The 17,080-nt window shown below is 54.1% G+C and carries 15 protein-coding genes; 5 read left to right on the forward strand and 10 right to left on the reverse strand.

The genetic code is table 11. The features are described 5' to 3' along the window. Positions 1-47 precede the first annotated feature (47 nt). Positions 48-1,172: an S-(hydroxymethyl)glutathione dehydrogenase/class III alcohol dehydrogenase gene (locus tag CMR03_RS03940; protein WP_063880215.1), complete on the forward strand. Its 1,125-nt coding sequence runs from the start codon at positions 48-50 to the stop codon at positions 1,170-1,172. Between the two features lie 11 nt (positions 1,173-1,183). Next, the gene (gene fghA / locus CMR03_RS03945) at positions 1,184-2,029 is read left to right on the forward strand and encodes an S-formylglutathione hydrolase (protein WP_096010841.1); all 846 of its coding nucleotides are present in this window, start codon (positions 1,184-1,186) and stop codon (positions 2,027-2,029) included. Between the two features lie 36 nt (positions 2,030-2,065). Here the strand turns inward: fghA and CMR03_RS03950 are convergent, their stop codons facing one another. From CMR03_RS03950 to CMR03_RS03970, 5 genes are all read right to left on the reverse strand, one after another. Continuing rightward, positions 2,066-2,854, reverse strand: coding sequence for an ABC transporter ATP-binding protein (locus CMR03_RS03950; RefSeq protein ID WP_096010842.1), 789 nt, complete (start codon positions 2,852-2,854; stop codon positions 2,066-2,068). After that, positions 2,854-3,930: a FecCD family ABC transporter permease gene (locus CMR03_RS03955; RefSeq protein WP_096010843.1), complete on the reverse strand. Its 1,077-nt coding sequence runs from the start codon at positions 3,928-3,930 to the stop codon at positions 2,854-2,856. Before CMR03_RS03955 ends, CMR03_RS03950 begins: the two co-directional genes overlap by 1 nt. A 134-nt stretch (positions 3,931-4,064) precedes the next feature. Further along, positions 4,065-5,537, reverse strand: coding sequence for an amino acid permease (locus CMR03_RS03960; RefSeq protein WP_096010844.1), 1,473 nt, complete (start codon positions 5,535-5,537; stop codon positions 4,065-4,067). Positions 5,538-5,722: 185 nt separating this feature from the next. Beyond that, on the reverse strand, positions 5,723-6,589 hold the full coding sequence (gene yieE / locus CMR03_RS03965; protein ID WP_063880219.1) for a DNA-binding transcriptional regulator YeiE: 867 nt from the start codon (positions 6,587-6,589) through the stop codon (positions 5,723-5,725). Between the two features lie 17 nt (positions 6,590-6,606). After that, positions 6,607-6,972: a YkvA family protein gene (locus CMR03_RS03970; RefSeq protein ID WP_063880220.1), complete on the reverse strand. Its 366-nt coding sequence runs from the start codon at positions 6,970-6,972 to the stop codon at positions 6,607-6,609. A gap of 102 nt (positions 6,973-7,074) precedes the next feature. Here CMR03_RS03970 and CMR03_RS03975 point away from each other — a divergent pair, with 102 nt between their 5' ends. The 3 genes from CMR03_RS03975 to nfo all read left to right on the forward strand — a co-directional run bounded on the left by CMR03_RS03975 (position 7,075) and on the right by nfo (position 10,306). Next, on the forward strand, positions 7,075-8,127 hold the full coding sequence (locus CMR03_RS03975; protein WP_096010845.1) for a YeiH family protein: 1,053 nt from the start codon (positions 7,075-7,077) through the stop codon (positions 8,125-8,127). Positions 8,128-8,308: 181 nt separating this feature from the next. Beyond that, positions 8,309-9,214 carry an Rpn family recombination-promoting nuclease/putative transposase gene (locus CMR03_RS03980; protein ID WP_096010945.1) on the forward strand — a complete coding sequence of 302 codons (906 nt, stop codon included), beginning with the start codon at positions 8,309-8,311 and terminating at the stop codon, positions 9,212-9,214. A 249-nt stretch (positions 9,215-9,463) separates the two neighbouring features. Continuing rightward, positions 9,464-10,306, forward strand: coding sequence for a deoxyribonuclease IV (gene nfo, locus CMR03_RS03990; RefSeq protein ID WP_096010847.1), 843 nt, complete (start codon positions 9,464-9,466; stop codon positions 10,304-10,306). Between the two features lie 44 nt (positions 10,307-10,350). Here nfo and fruA read toward each other — a convergent pair whose 3' ends face one another. The 5 genes from fruA to CMR03_RS04015 all read right to left on the reverse strand — a co-directional run bounded on the left by fruA (position 10,351) and on the right by CMR03_RS04015 (position 17,055). Beyond that, positions 10,351-12,054, reverse strand: a complete 1,704-nt coding sequence (gene fruA / locus CMR03_RS03995; protein WP_096010848.1) for a PTS fructose transporter subunit IIBC — start codon at positions 12,052-12,054, stop codon at positions 10,351-10,353. A gap of 16 nt (positions 12,055-12,070) precedes the next feature. Beyond that, positions 12,071-13,009 carry a 1-phosphofructokinase gene (gene fruK, locus CMR03_RS04000; protein ID WP_063880225.1) on the reverse strand — a complete coding sequence of 313 codons (939 nt, stop codon included), beginning with the start codon at positions 13,007-13,009 and terminating at the stop codon, positions 12,071-12,073. Then, the gene (gene fruB, locus CMR03_RS04005; protein WP_063880226.1) at positions 13,006-14,136 is read right to left on the reverse strand and encodes a fused PTS fructose transporter subunit IIA/HPr protein; all 1,131 of its coding nucleotides are present in this window, start codon (positions 14,134-14,136) and stop codon (positions 13,006-13,008) included. Before fruB ends, fruK begins: the two co-directional genes overlap by 4 nt. Before the next feature lie 384 nt (positions 14,137-14,520). Next, a complete protein-coding gene (locus CMR03_RS04010) occupies positions 14,521-15,807 on the reverse strand; it encodes an anaerobic C4-dicarboxylate transporter family protein (RefSeq protein WP_096010849.1) in 1,287 nt (428 codons plus the stop codon). Positions 15,808-16,125: 318 nt separating this feature from the next. Further along, positions 16,126-17,055, reverse strand: coding sequence for a dihydrodipicolinate synthase family protein (locus CMR03_RS04015; RefSeq protein WP_208625005.1), 930 nt, complete (start codon positions 17,053-17,055; stop codon positions 16,126-16,128). Between the last annotated feature and the right edge of the window lie 25 nt (positions 17,056-17,080).

The following is a 17,080-nucleotide window of genomic DNA, read 5'->3' on the forward strand; positions in this document are numbered from 1 at the left end:
CATCCAGACGCCATGTCGCGTCACAATCTGACTGTAAGAGGGATTGCATGAACATGATCAAAACCCGCGCCGCCGTAGCCTGGGCCGCAGGCGAACCGCTGAAAATCGAAGAAGTGGATTTAATGCCGCCGCAGAAAGGGGAAGTGCTGGTACGTATCGTCGCGACCGGCGTCTGTCATACCGATGCTTACACGCTGTCTGGCAGCGATCCCGAAGGTGTGTTTCCAGCCATTCTGGGTCACGAAGGCGGTGGCGTTGTTGAAGCGGTGGGCGAAGGCGTGACCAGCGTTGAAGTGGGCGATCACGTGATCCCGCTTTACACGCCAGAATGCGGCAAATGTAAGTTCTGCCTGTCCGGTAAAACCAACCTCTGTCAGGCCATTCGTACTACGCAAGGCAAAGGTCTGATGCCTGACGGTACTACGCGTTTCTTCAAAGACGGCAAGCCCATTTTCCACTACATGGGTACCTCCACCTTCTCTGAATACACTGTCGTGCCTGAAATCTCCCTGGCAAAAATCAGTAAAGAAGCCCCGCTGGAAGAAGTGTGCCTGCTGGGCTGCGGTGTGACCACCGGCATGGGTGCGGTGATGAATACGGCTAAGGTTAAAGAAGGCGATACCGTTGCCATCTTTGGTCTGGGCGGTATTGGACTATCCGCAATCATCGGCGCAAAAATGGCCAAAGCCGGTCGCATTATTGGTATTGATATCAACACCAGCAAGTTCGATCTGGCCCGTAAGCTGGGCGCGACCGATCTGATTAACCCGAAAGATTATGACAAACCCATTCAGGATGTGATTGTTGAACTCACCGACGGCGGGGTGGATTTCTCATTTGAATGTATCGGTAACGTCAACGTCATGCGCTCTGCCCTTGAATGCTGTCATAAAGGCTGGGGTGAGTCGGTGATCATTGGGGTAGCGGGTGCGGGTCAGGAAATTTCGACGCGTCCGTTCCAACTGGTTACTGGTCGTGTCTGGCGTGGCTCTGCCTTTGGTGGCGTAAAAGGCCGCTCACAGTTGCCTGGTATTGTGCAGGATTATCTGGACGGCAAATTTGCCCTGAATGATTTCATCACGCACACCATGCCGCTGGAAGAGATTAATGACGCCTTTGATTTAATGCATGATGGAAAATCGATCCGCTCTGTCGTGCATTTTAATAAGTAATCGGGGGCGCTATGACATCTACTCTGGAGCTGCTGGAAGAGCATCGAATTTTTGGCGGCTGGCAGCAGCGCTGGCGTCATCAGTCACAGGTGCTGAACTGCCCGATGACGTTCAGTATCTATTTGCCAGGCCCACGCGGTGAGTCCCCACCGCCGGTGGTGTGGTTTCTGGCGGGGCTGACCTGCAATGATGAAAACTTCACCACCAAGGCGGGCGCGCAGCGTGTTGCCGCCGAGCTGGGTCTGGTGTTAATCATGCCAGATACCAGCCCACGCGGTGAGCAGGTCGCCAATGACGAGGGCTATGATCTGGGTCAGGGCGCGGGGTTTTACCTCAATGCCACGCAACAGCCCTGGGCAAGCCACTACCGTATGTTCGACTACCTCAGTGAAGAGCTGCCCGCAGTGGTTGCCGATAACTTTAAGGTCAGTGAACGTCAGTCAATCATGGGGCACTCAATGGGTGGACATGGCGCACTGATGCTGGCATTACGTCTGGGCAATCGCTTTGCGTCTGCCTCGGCGTTTGCGCCTATCGTCAATCCGTGCGACGTTCCCTGGGGCCAGAAAGCATTCACGGCCTATCTGGGAGAAGATCGCCAGGCCTGGCGCGCATATGACAGCTGTCAGTTGATGCATAACGTTCAGCATCGCCTGCCGTTGTTGATCGATCAGGGCGACAGCGATCAGTTCCTGGCCGATCAACTCCAGCCGGAGCGCTTAGAAGCGATTGCCCAGGAGATGGGCTTTCCATTAACACTGCGTATCCAGCCTGGCTACGATCACAGTTACTTCTTCATTGCCAGTTTTGTCGAAGATCACCTGCGCTTCCATGCGCAACACCTGTTGGTGGGGTGATATAAAAAAGGGGATTGCCTGAGCAATCCCCGGATTCTACGCCAGCCCTTCCTGGACCAGCCCGTCAATCATGACCTGCGGTGTTCCTCGCGAACAGTGCTCAATGCGGCCCTGCACGCCGTAAACCTGCGCCAGCGTCGCGGGTGTGATGACGTGATCCGGCGCGCCTTCAGCAATGAGTTTGCCCTCTTTGAGCATCAACGCATGCTGAGCGTGGCGCAAGGCGATATTGATGTCGTGCACCACCACCACCGTAACCATATTGCGCAGCGCGGTTTCGCGCCGGACCAAATCCATCACGTGGAACTGGTAATTTAAATCCAGCGCGCTGAGCGGTTCATCCAACAGCAGCAGCGCAGGCCGACGAATAAGCGACTGCGCCAGGCCAACCAACTGTTTTTGTCCGCCAGACAGCTGGTCGAGATAACGCATGGCCAGATGAGCGATGCCCAACTGCTCCAGCAGCTTCATCACGTCCGCTTCGCTGGCGGCACTGTGTAATCCACTAGAGGCACGCTGCGCCACAATAATGGACTCCAGCACGTGCAGGTGAACACCCGCCGGCAGGGATTGGGGTAGATAAACCACCTGCCTGGCACGGCGCGCGAAAGGCTGGGTCATCAGGTCTTCCCCGTTTAGCCACAGTTCGCCCTGCCCTTTATTCAGCCCGGCCAGTGCACGCAGCAGCGTTGATTTGCCGCAGCCGTTCGGTCCAAGCAGTACCGTAATCTCGCCACGCGGCAAACGCGCGACATTCAGGTTTTCAATCACCCGACGTTTAGGGTAACCGGTGGTGAAACCGACCAGGCTTAAACCTTGTTCCATCACACATTCCCCCGATGACGCAGAATAATACTCAGGAAGAACGGGACACCAATCAGCGAAGTGACAATGCCGACCGGAATGATCGCGCCAGGGATCAGGTTCTTCGACGCCACGGAAGCCAGCGACAGCACCAGTGCACCGGTAAGTGCGCTGGCAGGCAAATAAAAGCGATGATCTTCACCAAACATAATGCGTGCAATATGGGGTGCGACCAGGCCAATAAAGCCAATGGGGCCAACGAAAGCCACCGCCAGTGCGGAAAGCACGCTGATGCGCAGCAGAGTCGCCAGACGCAAGCGACGCACATCGATACCAAAACTGATCGCCCTGTCTTCCCCCAGCCGCAGCGCGGTGAGCTTCCAGCTACTGAGCATGGAGAAAGGAACCAGCACCGCAAAGGCTGCACTCAGTACGCCCAGTTTTTCCCAGGACGCGCGCGCCAGGCTGCCCATGGTCCAGAACACCAGTCCCTGCAGCGTATCTTCACTGGCGATAAACTGCATCATCGAAACCAGTGCATTGAAGGTAAACACCAGGGCGATACCAAACAGCACCACACCTGACGAGGACACCTGGGTCCAGCGTGTAATCCCGTCCAGCATTAATGCGGCGAACAGGGCAAACAGAAACGCGTTAGCTGAAATAAACCACTGCCCGGAAATACCGGGAATACCCACGCCCAGAATAATGGCCAGCGCGGCACCAAACGCGGCCGCAGAGGACACGCCCAGCGTGAAGGGGCTGGCAAGGGGATTATTCAGGATGGTTTGCATTTCCGCCCCGGCCAGACCGAGCGCGAGGCCGACAACAATGGCCATTAATGCATAGGGTAAGCGGATATCCCAGACGATCACGCGCGTACCCGCATCAACGCTCTCGGGAGACAGCAGTGTGTGCCACAGCACGGATAAAGAAAGCCCTGCCGGACCGAGCGTAAAATCGAGAATGAGTGAGGCGAGTATTGCTATCAGCAGCGCGCCCAGCCAGAACAGGCGGCGGCGCACAACCTGATGATAGTTTGTCAGTGTGTGCTGATGGCCCTCTTCAGCACCGATCAACGAGGATTCCGTTGTCATGATTCAACCCAGTAATGGCTCCAAAATTAAAATCGCAGCCACAATAGTGCAGGTGATAATAATTATCAATTCATCGAATGTTAACAGTGATGACGTAAGGTAAAAAGCGCACGGCTTTCACCGTGCGCTTCTGGTCATTTATCGTCTTGATGGAGAGGGAATTCCATCTCACTGTATTTGATAATGCGACCGCCCCGCACCAGCCTGTAACCCAGCCAGATAAGCAGAAACAGCGGTAGACCAATATAGGTGGTTGCCACACCATACCAGTCAATTCTGTCCTGCAGGAACGCCTGATAATTCTGGCCTAAGGTGATCATCAGGCAGAGGATAAAGGCAAAAATGGGACCGACAGGAAAGAAGCCCGAACGGTAAGGCAATGCGTTAAGATCACGCCCTTGCGCCACATAACCACGACGGAAACGATAGTGGCTGATCGCAATCCCCAGCCAGGCGATAAAACCGGTCATGCCGGAGGTATTCAACAGCCAGAGATAGACTTCCTGATTGCCAAATTTCGAGGTCAAAAAGCACAGGCCCGCCACCACCGTGGTCGCCCACAGGGCATTTCGCGGTACACCGCCTTTTGACAGTCGGGCAAAAATACGCGGCGCTTTGCCTTCACGAGCCAGGTTATAAAGCATTCGCGTTGAGGCGTACATTCCGGAGTTACCGGCGGACAATACCGCCGTTAAAATCACCGCATTCATCACCGCCGCCGCCGACAGCAGACCGGCATTTTTGAACACCAGCGTAAACGGACTGACGCTGATATCTTTAATATCATTGTGCAGCAGCTGCGGATCGGTATAAGGCAGAATCAGGCTGATGATCAGGATAGCCAGCACATAGAACAGCAGAATACGCCAGAACACCTGACGCACCGCGCGCGGGATATTCTTAGCGGGATCTTCTGATTCACCCGCCGCGATACCGATCAGCTCAGTGCCCTGGAATGAGAAACCGACAATCATTGCCACACCGATCATCGAGGCAAACCCACCTGCAAAGGGCGCGTCCCCCACCTGCCAGTTATGCCAGCCTGCATTTTCGGCGCCGCGCATAATGCCGACAATCATCAGCACGCCGACCACGATAAAGATCACCACGGTGACAACCTTGATCAGCGAGAACCAGTATTCCGTTTCGCCAAAGCCCTTCACCGAGATGTAATTAATCAGGAACATCAGGCTCAGGAACAGAGCGCTCCAGATCCAGCCTGGCGTATCCGGGAACCAGTAATTCATGACCAGTTGGGAGGCCACCAGATCGACAGCAATCGTAACCGCCCAGTTGTACCAGTAGTTCCAGCCCAGCGCGAAACCGAAGCCTTCTTCGACATATTTTGCACCATAGGTAGCAAAAGAGCCCGATACCGGCATAAACGCCGCCAGTTCACCCAGGCTGGTCATCAGGAAGTAGACCATCAGGCCAATTAAGGCATAGGAGAGTAACGCGCCGCCGGGGCCAGCTTGAGAGATGGTGGCACCCGATGCGACAAAGAGACCTGTACCAATTGAACCGCCGATGGCGATCATGGTGAGGTGACGTGCTTTTAGATCGCGTCGTAACGCAGGTTGTTGTGTTGTATTTGAGTCATTATGCATGTGTAAACATTACGCTGGGTAAAAATAAGGCGCGATTGTAGCAGCAAAGGCCGTGCTGTATAGCGAATGCTATACAGTTATAAGTTACCTTCATGATTCACGGGAAATTATTAGCGGCGATGCCTGTTTCCCTGAATTTCAAGGGGTTGAACCGCTGATTTCACCACCAGATCGGCTCTCTGCGTTTATTCACGGCAGTAGGACAAAAACCGCGTCAGGGCCTTTGAGATGTGTTTTTGCCGATGATGAATGCGGTAAAGCGTACGCGTCAGATTGGGCAACGGCGTATTCAGTTCGATAAGCGTTCCGGCGCTCAGTTGATCGGCGATGACGCGGCGGGACAAACAGCTAATGCCCATACCGTGCCGGACGGCATGTTTGATCGCTTCAGAATTCCCCAGTTCCATACCGAGCTGGAACGTCGGTAAATGGGACAATAAGAGATAATCAACGATTTCACGGGTGCCTGAACCGCGTTCGCGGAGAATCCAGGTAGCATCGGCCAGGGTTGTCAGTGTGACCGGCTGCTGCAAAATCGGAGCATCGGGCGCGGCAAATACCACCAGCTCATCTTCAAGCCAGGGTTCACTCACCAGTTCCGTCATATGGCACGGGCCTTCTATTAACCCCACGTCTACTCGAAAATCAGAGACGGCCGTGATCACGTCCTGACTGTTTCCGACGCTCAGCTCTAAAGGCAAGGTCGGGAAATCACGGCGGTAGCCGGCAATCATCCCAGGCAGCAGGTAATTCCCTATCGTACTGCTGGCATAAATACGAATCGCACCGTTATCTTCTTTAAATAACTGTTCGATTTCTGTGGCCTGTTCAAGCAGCCCCACGGCGCGGGGATAGAGTAACCGGCCATGCTCGTTCAGTACCAGCCGCTTGCCGACGCGATCGAAAAGCTGAACGCCAAGCTGGTTTTCCAGATCGGCGAGGGCCGCGCTGACGGCTGACTGAGACAAAGCCAGCACCTGGGAAGCCTGGGTGGTGGAACCGCTTTTCAGCACTTCGGTGAAGACTTCAATTTGCCGCAGTGTAATGTGCATGGGAACTCCTGAATGACTTAACGCTGTACAAGGTAAATGATCAAGGCTATCCACAGCAGGAACACCACCGCCAGCACGCTGAACACTTTTTTACCGCGTACGCGTTGTTGCCGGGCACGCTCCGCGCTGCTGTCACGCACCGCCTTCGGCAGCATTTTCAGCAACACCATGACACCCGTGGGAATGATCACCGCATCATCCAGTAGCCCCACCACCGGGATTACATCAGGAATCAAATCAATGGGGCTGATACCGTATGCCATAAGTCCTACCGCCAGGCCTTTACACCACAGCGGCGTTCGCGGATCGCGACAGGCATAGACGAGCGTTAAAACATCTCTTTTGATAAGCGTAATGAAACGCCCCAGTCGTGCGAACAGCATAAACCCTGCCTTATCACTTATAGCGGTAGATTATAAATATATAATCAATTTCACTTTTAACAAACCTGGCGTGATGATGCGTACTCAACCAGGAGCGTAATCATGGCCGACATCAGCATTTCTAAATCTCATCCCGTGCAGCAATGGCTGCCGGGCCTGTTGTTATGCGGTACAATTGCCGCCGTCACCGCCCTGCTGGCTCAGGTGCCGGCCGTCTCGCGTCTGGGACTGGGTTCATTAACCCTGGCCATTATGCTCGGCATCATTATCGGTAACACGGTGTATTCACCCATGGCCGGTCAATGTGATGCAGGGGTGCTGCTGGCAAAACAAAAATTGCTCAGGTTGGGCGTCATTCTGTTCGGATTCCGCATCACCTTACAGCAAATGGCGGATGTCGGCCTGAGCGGCGTACTCATTGATGTTTTGACGCTCAGCAGCACATTTTTTATGACCTGTCTGCTGGGAAGACGCCTGCTGAAGCTGGATCGTGAAACCGTGTGGTTAATCGGTGCAGGCAGCAGTATTTGTGGCGCAGCGGCCGTGCTGGCCACGGAGCCGGTCTTAAAAGCGGCCCCGTCAAAGGTGGCGGTCGCCGTGGCAACCGTGGTGCTGTTTGGCACCCTGGCAATCTTTATTTATCCCCTACTGTGGCCACTGGTTCATCATCTTTTCCCCACGGTGAGTCTTACCCAGTTTGGTGTGTTTATCGGTTCAACGATCCACGAAGTGGCTCAGGTGGTCGCTGCCGGGCACAGTATTGCGCCAGAAACCGAAAGCAGTGCGGTCATTGCGAAAATGCTACGGGTGATGATGCTGGCCCCCTTTTTACTGTTGCTGAGCGGTGTGCTTCGACGTGAACAGGCAACACAGCACAGGGCGCAGCCCATCACCTTTCCGTGGTTTGCGTTGCTATTCGTCGCTGTCGCCCTGTTTAATTCTCTGCACTGGTTGCCTGCCGTCTGGGTTAACGCACTCAATACCGTCGGTGGAATACTGTTGACCATGGCGATGGCGGCTCTGGGTTTAACCACTCGCTTTACTGCCCTGCGCGCAGCCGGATTTAAGCCTGTGCTGTTGGGGGCGCTGGTATTCAGCTGGCTGATTGTTGGCGGCGGCAGTATTAATCTGCTGGTTCAACATTTTATGGCGTGAGCGCGCGAACATGGAAGTCTCTGACCGGCTCGACGCCGAGCCGGTTATCCCGGTGCTTCGGCGCGGGCTTGACACAATGGCGACGGTTTTGCGAGACGTGCCGAACATTACCCTGCCGCTGTTAGGTGAACGTTGCTGGCTGCTTTATTTTACGCCGATGGATGTTTACGAGCCGGGACTCATGAAGATAAAAAATACCACGCCTACGCCTCACGATGCTCTGTTTCGGCAGTTTCTGACACAGCCAGACATTGCCCGGGATTTTATGGCGATCCATCTGCCGCCATCGTTACGCGTGCTCTGCGATCTTTCTACTCTGCAACTGGAATCAGGTTCGTTTGTCGAAGATGACCTGCGGCAGTACTTCAGCGATGTGCTGTACAGCCTCAAAACCTCATCCGGCAAAGGCTATATCCATGTGCTTATCGAGCATCAGTCAGGTCCGGATAAACACATGGCCTTTAGATTGATGCGCTATGCGGTTGCCGCCATGCACCGTCACCTGCAGGCCGGGCATAAAACACTGCCGTTGGTTATCCCAATGTTGTTCTACACCGGTAAACGCAGCCCCTATCCGTATTCCCTCTGCTGGCTGGACGAATTTGCCAACCCAGACATCGCACAGGCGCTGTATACAACGGCTTTCCCGTTGGTTGACGTAACAATTATCCCGGACGACGAGATTGCGCGCCATCGCAGCATGGCCGCTTTAACATTACTGCAGAAGCATATCCACCAGCGTAACCTGACGGCGCTGATGGACAGGCTGGTCACCCTTCTCCTGAACGAATATCTCTCTTCATCGCAGGTAATATCGCTGGTAAACTACATGATACAGGCAGGCGAAGCGTCGGATGCGCACGCCTTTGTTCATAAGCTGGCACAGCGGGTGCCGCAACACGGAGAGGCTCTGATGACCATTGCAGAACAGCTGGAACAAAAAGGCATCGAAAAAGGCATTGTAAAAGGCAGGAAGGAAGAAGCGCTGAAGATTGCCCAGACCATGTTAAATAACGGTCTTGACCGCCCTACTGTGATCAAAATGACCGGCCTGACCGAAGAAGAGTTAGCGAAACTCCGCCATTAATCCTCTGCCTTATTCTGACTTCTGACACACATGCGCGGTGGGGCAACGGCTGATTTCCCCTTGCCCAATCTTCTCTCTGAGCGCGTTCTCGCGTTAATGGCTGTCAGGAACGCGCGCGTCCCAGCCCGGCTGTTCTCCCGGTCTAAACCGCTCCTGACCTGGCTAAAAATTTCCTGCGCACCGCGCTTTGCCATCGCGCCATCGTGTATCATGCCGTTAAATCTGAGTTAAATCCTTCAGGAGAACGGCATGAAGTATATTGGCGCGCACGTCAGCGCATCGGGTGGCGTGGATCAGGCGGTGATACGCGCCCATGAACTGGAAGCCACGGCTTTTGCGCTGTTCACTAAAAATCAGCGTCAGTGGAAAGCAGCCCCGCTGTCAGATGAAACGATTGCGGCCTTCCGCGCTGCCTGCGAGAAATACCAGTTTGCGCCGGGCCAGATTCTGCCGCATGACAGCTATTTGATCAATCTGGGTCATCCCGTCATGGAAGCATTACAAAAATCCCGCGATGCGTTTCTTGATGAGATGAAACGCGCCGAACAGCTGGGTCTGACGCTGTTGAATTTTCATCCGGGCAGCCATCTACAGCAGATCGATGAGCTGAGCTGTTTAAAACGCATCGCTGAGTCAATCAATATCGCCCTGGATCAAACCCACAGCGTCACCGCCGTTATCGAAAATACCGCCGGTCAGGGCAGCAATCTCGGCTTCCGCTTTGAGCACCTGGCAACCATTATTGAACATGTTGAAGACAAATCCCGCGTAGGGGTTTGCATTGATACCTGCCATGCTTTTGCGGGCGGTTACGATCTGTGCAGCGAAGCCGCCTGCACCGAAACCTTTGCTGAATTCGATCGCATTGTGGGTTTTAACTATCTTCGCGGGATGCACCTGAACGATGCCAAGAGCACGCTGGGCAGCCGGGTTGACCGTCATCACAGCCTGGGTGAGGGGAATATCGGTAAAACCGTGTTTAGCTGGATCATGAAAGATGCGCGTTTTGATGGCATCCCGCTGATTCTGGAAACCATTAATCCGGATATCTGGAAAGATGAAATCGCCTGGCTCAAGTCAGAGCAACGTTAAAAAAAAGGAGCCTTGCGGCTCCTTTTTCGTTTTTAACTTAACTATCAGGCTTTTGCCAGCTCTTCTTCAGGACGCTTCAGTACCGCATAACCTAATCCGGCAATCGCTGTACCAATCAAAATCGCCATCAGATAACCGAGCACTGGGGTAATCGCACCAGGGATGAGCAGCACGAACAGGCCGCCGTGCGGTGCCATCAGTTTGGCACCAATCGCCATCGAAACTGCACCCGTCACAGCACCACCGACGATACAGCATGGCAGAACGCGCATCGGATCACGAGCCGCAAAAGGAATCGCACCTTCTGAAATAAAGCACAGCCCCAGAACCAGCGCGGCTTTACCGCCTTCCTGCTGACCTTTATTAAATTTACGACGCGCAACCAGCGTAGCCAGACCCATGGCCAGCGGTGGCACCATACCGGCCGCCATAATCGCTGCCATCGGTGCGTAGGTTTGTGAACTCAGCAGCCCAACGCCAAACGCATAAGCCACTTTGTTAACCGGACCGCCCATGTCGGTACACATCATGCCACCCAGGATAGCACCTAACAGGATCGCATTGGCGGTACCCATATTAGCCAGCCAGTGGGTCAAAGCGCTCATGATGCCCGCGACCGGTTTACCTACCACATAGATCATCAGTAAACCGGTGATCAGGCTGGCAAACAGCGGAATAATCAGGATGGGCTTCAACGCCTCCATACTTTGTGGCAGCTTCACTTTACCGCTAATCAGCCTGGCAGCGTAACCTGCGATAAAGCCTGCGATAATACCGCCAAGGAAGCCCGCGTTAATGCTGGTGGCGATCATACCGCCAATCAGACCAGGCGTCAGACCCGGACGATCTGCGATAGAGAAAGCAATAAAGCCCGCCAGAACCGGAACCATCAGTGCAAACGCACTGCCGCCACCGATTTGCATCAGCGCCGCCGCCAGAGTACCTGGCTCTTTAAAGGCCGTGATACCAAAAGCAAACGACAGTGCGATACTTAAGCCGCCCGCCACAACCATTGGCAGCATGTAAGACACGCCGGTCAACAGGTGACGGTAAGCGCCCGCGCCGCCCTCTTTCTTCTCTTCCTGCTGACTGTTTTGCGAGCCAGAAGGTTGGTAAGGCTTCGCTTCTGCAACCGCTTTATCCAGCTCCTGTGCAGTCTTTTTCAGCGCCAGACCGGTTGAGGTGCGATACATCGGTTTACCCGCAAATTTTGCCAGATCCACTTCGATATCCGCTGCCACAATCACCAGATCGGCTGCGGCAACTTCTTCAGGCGTAATCGCGTTACCCGCGCCAACAGAGCCGCGGGTTTCCACTTTTACCCACCAGCCACGTTTGGTGGCTTCGGTCTGAATAGCCTCGGCCGCCATAAAGGTATGCGCGACGCCCGTTGGGCAAGCGGTCACGGCAACGACGCGTTTTGGTCCATTCGCTGGCGCAGCGGTAGAGGCAACAGCCGCGGCAGGTGCTGCCGCGCTGGCTTGCCAGGGTTTAGCTTCAGCCTTAGCACGATTCAGGAACTGTTCAGGTTCGCTGACCGCCTGTTGTACATCACCCAGCCAAACGGATTTTCCGTTCAGCGCGGCATCATCCGGCACAGTTTTACCGGTGACGATCACCAGCTCGGCCTCTGCCGGGTTTTCGGTTAGTCTTAAACCAGCCTGCGCAGCCGCAGCAGCCAGGCGTTGTTTTGCCATGTAGGCAGAAGCCAGTCCTGTTGAAGGATCTTTTATCAGCAGCGTTTTCACTATCGCTCTCCTGCTGTCAGTTAACGGGTTGTAAGTCGACGCGCGCCATCATTGCGGCCAACTGGGTACGATCAGTAACGCCGACGTTGCTCTGGCTGACAGCCATCGCGGCTACCGCAGTAGCCAGACGTAACGTATGTTCACTGGATTCACGCATTAACAGGCCATAAATCAGGCCACCTACCATGGAGTCACCTGCGCCAACGGTGCTGACAACCTCGCACACCGGCGGTTTAGCAATCCATTCACCTGAGGCATTGACCCAAAGTGCGCCTTCTGCGCCCAGAGAAATCACCACATGTGCAATGCCCTGCTCACGCAACTCATGCGCTGCGTCAATCACGTCCTGGAGCGCAGGGAGTTTGCGCCCTGCCCAGATTTCCAGCTCGCGACGATTAGGTTTAACCAGCCAGGGCGCGGCCTTCAGGCCCGCCACCAGCGCTTCGCGACTGCTGTCAAAGATGATGCAAGGACAATGCGTACGCAGTTCAGTCATCCAGCGAGTAAAGGCATCGGGATCGACGCCTTCAGGCAGACTGCCGCTCACGCAGACCATGTCAAACTGACCCAGCCAGGTTAATGAATCGCTGGTAAAGCGATCCCAGTCCTGCGCCGTGACCTGGAAGCCAGAAAAGTTAAGATCGGTCACATCACCGGTTTGCTCGGTAAGCTTGACGTTGATGCGCGTACGACCATTGACGACCTGAAAACGGTTGGCGATACCCAACTCACTGAAGAGTTGCTGAAAGCCATCCTGATTGTCTTTGCCGAGAAAACCGCCAACGGTCACGTCGATGCCCAGATCTTTCAGGACTTTGGCAACGTTGATGCCTTTACCGGCAGCATGCAAACCGGTGGTTTTCACCAGATTGACTTCGCCACGTTCAATTTCGGGCGTAAAACCAACTAAATCATACGCAGGATTCAACGTGATGGTTGCAACACGTCTGGTCATGCCGCCCCCTCACCTAAACCACTGTTAATGGCTTCTTCAATGGCATTAAGCGCCTGCTGTGCATCTTCACCACTGGCAGTGAAACGCAGGCGGTGGCCTTTTTTCACGCCCAGCGCGACGACCTTCATCAGGCTGCGTCCATTTGCTGGTTTACCGCTGCCATCAAGGTTGGTAATCGTGATGTCGCTATTAAACTGTTTGATCACGCTCACCAGCGCCGTACCCGGGCGCGCATGCAGGCCATGCTCATTGCGGATAGTAAACTCAGCCGTTAGTTGATCTGCCTGCTCGTCAACTTCGCTGGTCAGCAGGGCATAAACGCCTGCTGCATCCGCTTTCAGCAAACGGTCGGCTTTGTTGTTCTGTAACAGTGCGCTCAGATAGCCCAGGACCTCTAATGGTCGTTCATCAACAGCGGCCACGCTTACTAACATTGCCACGGATTCACCCTGGTGCTCGAAGGCATTCGCCGCGCGGCTGACAGCCACTCCGCTTTGCAGATTGCCCTTGCCGCTGTCACTTAACCAAATACCCTGACCCAGGCTTAAGGGATTGCCTGACACCACGTCGGCAACATAGCTGGCATCGACCACGCCAGCGGCCTGTAAGCGTCCGGCATTGAGTGCCTGCAATGTCATCAGGTCGCGTGCGTTAACGTCCAGCGTAATTAACGACGTATCGAAGCTGAATTCTGCTGATTGCTTCTCACCCATCAGCAGCGCACGAAGATCCTCGGCGGAGGCGGTTTTGAGCTGTTCAGCAATGCTGTCGTCGCTGAGTACATGGGTCAGCTGACGCAGCAACGCCAGGTGTTCATCCGATTTCGCGGCAATGCCAATCGCGACATAGGCAGTTTGATCGTCACCCCAGGCAATTCCCTGTGGAAACTGGAAGACCTGAACGCCGGTTTTCAGCACCAGATCGCGCGTGTCGGTGGTGCCATGAGGAATGGCGATACCATTACCCAAAAAGGTTGAGGTTTGCTGCTCACGCGCCAGCATGCCATTGACGTAACCTTCCGCCACGTTACCTGCAGCGGTAAGTGCCGCCGCAACCTGACGAATCGCATCTTCTTTGTTTTGGGCGCTGGCTCCGGTATGGATGGCCTGCAATTCGAGCTGGAACATAATTCTCCTCGCTTGCTGATTGAATCGTTTCAGCTCATTGGTGTTGGAACTTGCTGTTTGAACCCGTGAAGGTTGTCACAGCAACGCTGAAACGTTTCAGGGATTGTTATTCAGCTTGGCTTTACAGGCAAGAAAATGCGTAAACGACATAACAGATCTTTGACGTTACGCACAATTCAGAGAGGTTGGGAAATTATCTTAAAAATAGTGCTGAAGTCTGGACGACACAAGGTCAGTCTTTTCAGGAGGATTTCAGCAGCGTCAGCTGACGCCGCAAACACAGTTACCTTAAGCTCAGGAAGGCACCTTGCCCGACAGTGATAGGCCATCCGCACGTGCACAACAGCATGGACCGCACGTTAATTCCCAGGATGAGGCTAAAGGTTAGAACAGCATGGCTAAACCGGCGGCAAAAAGCATCGACAAGCCGGTGGCCAGTAAACCTGGCAAAATAAACGGGTGATCGATTACTCGTCGGCCCAGACGAGTGGAGCCGGTATCATCCAGCGCAACGGCGGCCAGCAACGTGGGATAGTTAGGCAAGATAAACAGGGACGCGGTTGCCGGAAAACAGATGACAAGTGTGGCGGGCGCAATGCCCATACTCAAGGCCATCGGAAACAGAATTTTGGTCGATGCCGCCTGAGAATAGAGAAAACATGATGCCAGTACGATAATCAGTGCCAGTAACACTGTGGAATCCAGAAAATAGCGCGCGGCCATATCCTCTAACCACAGGCGATTGCTCTCCATAAACGTGGAACCCAGCCAGGCCACGCCAAGTATACAGATACACGACGTCATACCGGTTTTAAACACCGACGACCCCGGAATCGTATGCACATTCACCCGACAGAACATGACGATAGCCATTGCCACCGCTAACATCACGGCAATGCGCGCCTGTCCGCTATTGAGCACGGGGCGAGTAATGATTTCCAGTTTGGGGCTGCTGATAATGGCATAAATCAGCACCGTCACCAAGCCAATAATAAAAATCAGAACCGAACGTCTGCCGTGAATAGCGGAATGCGTAAGCTGCACGGTTTTCACCGCATTATCCTGATGTTCAAGTTGGTCAGTGTGACGTAAGCGATCCCACCACAGGTAAAACAATGCGGAACATAAGAGCGCCATGAAGGTGGCAGGAATGGTCACGGCAATCAGTTCTATATAGCCCCAGCCGTGCGGCCCCTGTTCCAGAATACCAGCGAAAAAAATCACGGCTGCCGAAATGGGTGATGCCACAATGCCAAGTAACGATGCGGCGACAGAAAGCGCTAATGCGCGGGTTGGACGAAGATGATTATCTTTGGCTACTGCCACAATCACGGGCATACAGGCAAAAGATACCTGCCCAGTACTGGCCATCATGGTCAATAACCAGGTTGAGAGTGGCGCCGTAATCACCAACAGCCGTGGATAACGGCGCAAGGCACGCTCGGTCAGTTGCACCAGATAATCAATGCCTCCTGCCTGCTGCATGGCCGAGATGGCGACAATCACCACCATGATAAATATCATTACCAGCATCGGCAGGTCGCCAGGTGTGGCACCCAGCGCGCACAACATTAATACTCCCGCCCCGCCTGCAAACCCCACACCGATGCCGCCAATACGCATGCCCAAAAACAGGAAAAAAAGCACGGTCATAAACTGTAGTATTAGCATGATTCCATTCCTTCTGACTGCGGTTGACACCGTTACCGCCCACACTCAATGCCGGTCCAGGCTTCATTTACCCCCGTAAGGTTGCATCAGGTTATTTGTCGATATGTCCTACAGAGAAATGGAACACGGCTTAATAACCGTTTTCTGCGCATCGGGTGCACTGAGGGGCGTAAATTCTTTTTGCGTTGATGCATGATTTCTCTGGATGCCTGCCGGTAAGCAGACCGGGACATCTCAGAGAAATACGTTGAATCGCGCTACGTCGTTACGACAGGCAGTTCCCACATTGAGGCGTCCTGCCTGCCAGACTCGCCCGTTTTATTTCACCCGGCCCAGCTCAGCAGCACGCATTGCCGCGTGAATCTCTTCTGCCGCGCCTTCACCCAGCGGTAACAGCGGTGAACGGACAGTGGCATGTTCCAGAATGCCACGCGCAACCAGCGCATGTTTAAGTGCGACGGTGCCTTCCATATGTGAACCACGATGGTACACCGCTTTAGTCACAGGCATCAGTCGGTCATGTAATGCACGGGCTGTCTTATAATCCTGCGCTTTACCGGCATTGATCATTTCAATCAGTGGCTCAGGTGCAATATTGCCGTAGCCCACCAAAAAGCCATCAACATCAAAAATGGTATGCAGCAGATATTCATCATGGCAGGTCAGAATCTGAAGATCGGGACGTTCACGGCGGATGACAGGAATTTCAGTATCCCAACGACGCATGTTGCGTACACCATTTTTCATCGCAAACACGCCCGGCTGAGCGGAAATATCCAGCAGTGTTTTCAGGTTATAGGTGGCTTTAGTGACATCGGGATACTGGAATAAAATAAGCGGTAAGCCACTTTCTTCATAAACGACGCGATAGCGATCCTGTGGCGCACCGTCCTGGTAACCAAAACGCAACCAGCCGTGTGAAGGATAAAGTAAACCGGCAGCCGCCCCAGCCTCAACAGCGCGTTTTGCCTCACGTGCCGCCACTTCAGTTCCTTCCCCAGTAATACCGGCAATGACGGGGATCTTGCCTTCAACGGATTTTACAAATGCCCGAATGACGTCGGCCTGCTCATCCTGGGTCAGAAACGTGCCCTCACCTGCGTGCCCCAGGACCACCAGCCCTTTTACGCCGTCAATACTTCCCAGCCAGCTGCCCAGACGTTGAATAGCGTCAAAATCGACTTTTCCTTCGCGAGTGAATGGGGTAACGGGTGCTGGGGTTAAGCCTCTGAGGTCGATATTAATCATAATTAACTCCTTGATGTAATAGACG

Source organism: Pantoea allii, assembly GCF_002307475.1.
In the GTDB taxonomy this organism is placed as follows: Bacteria; Pseudomonadota; Gammaproteobacteria; order Enterobacterales; family Enterobacteriaceae; genus Pantoea; species Pantoea allii.

Bases quoted from the DNA above. Each gene is read 5' to 3' on its own strand.
- CMR03_RS03940 (WP_063880215.1), top strand. From the start codon at position 48: ATGAACATGATCAAAACCCGCGCCGCCGTAGCCTGGGCCGCAGGCGAA.
- fghA (WP_096010841.1), top strand. From the start codon at position 1,184: ATGACATCTACTCTGGAGCTGCTGGAAGAGCATCGAATTTTTGGCGGC.
- CMR03_RS03950 (WP_096010842.1), bottom strand. From the start codon at position 2,854: ATGGAACAAGGTTTAAGCCTGGTCGGTTTCACCACCGGTTACCCTAAA.
- CMR03_RS03955 (WP_096010843.1), bottom strand. From the start codon at position 3,930: ATGACAACGGAATCCTCGTTGATCGGTGCTGAAGAGGGCCATCAGCAC.
- CMR03_RS03960 (WP_096010844.1), bottom strand. From the start codon at position 5,537: ATGCATAATGACTCAAATACAACACAACAACCTGCGTTACGACGCGAT.
- yieE (WP_063880219.1), bottom strand. From the start codon at position 6,589: ATGCACATTACACTGCGGCAAATTGAAGTCTTCACCGAAGTGCTGAAA.
- CMR03_RS03970 (WP_063880220.1), bottom strand. From the start codon at position 6,972: ATGCTGTTCGCACGACTGGGGCGTTTCATTACGCTTATCAAAAGAGAT.
- CMR03_RS03975 (WP_096010845.1), top strand. From the start codon at position 7,075: ATGGCCGACATCAGCATTTCTAAATCTCATCCCGTGCAGCAATGGCTG.
- CMR03_RS03980 (WP_096010945.1), top strand. From the start codon at position 8,309: ATGAAGATAAAAAATACCACGCCTACGCCTCACGATGCTCTGTTTCGG.
- nfo (WP_096010847.1), top strand. From the start codon at position 9,464: ATGAAGTATATTGGCGCGCACGTCAGCGCATCGGGTGGCGTGGATCAG.
- fruK (WP_063880225.1), bottom strand. From the start codon at position 13,009: ATGACCAGACGTGTTGCAACCATCACGTTGAATCCTGCGTATGATTTA.
- fruB (WP_063880226.1), bottom strand. From the start codon at position 14,136: ATGTTCCAGCTCGAATTGCAGGCCATCCATACCGGAGCCAGCGCCCAA.
- CMR03_RS04010 (WP_096010849.1), bottom strand. From the start codon at position 15,807: ATGCTAATACTACAGTTTATGACCGTGCTTTTTTTCCTGTTTTTGGGC.
- CMR03_RS04015 (WP_208625005.1), bottom strand. From the start codon at position 17,055: ATGATTAATATCGACCTCAGAGGCTTAACCCCAGCACCCGTTACCCCA.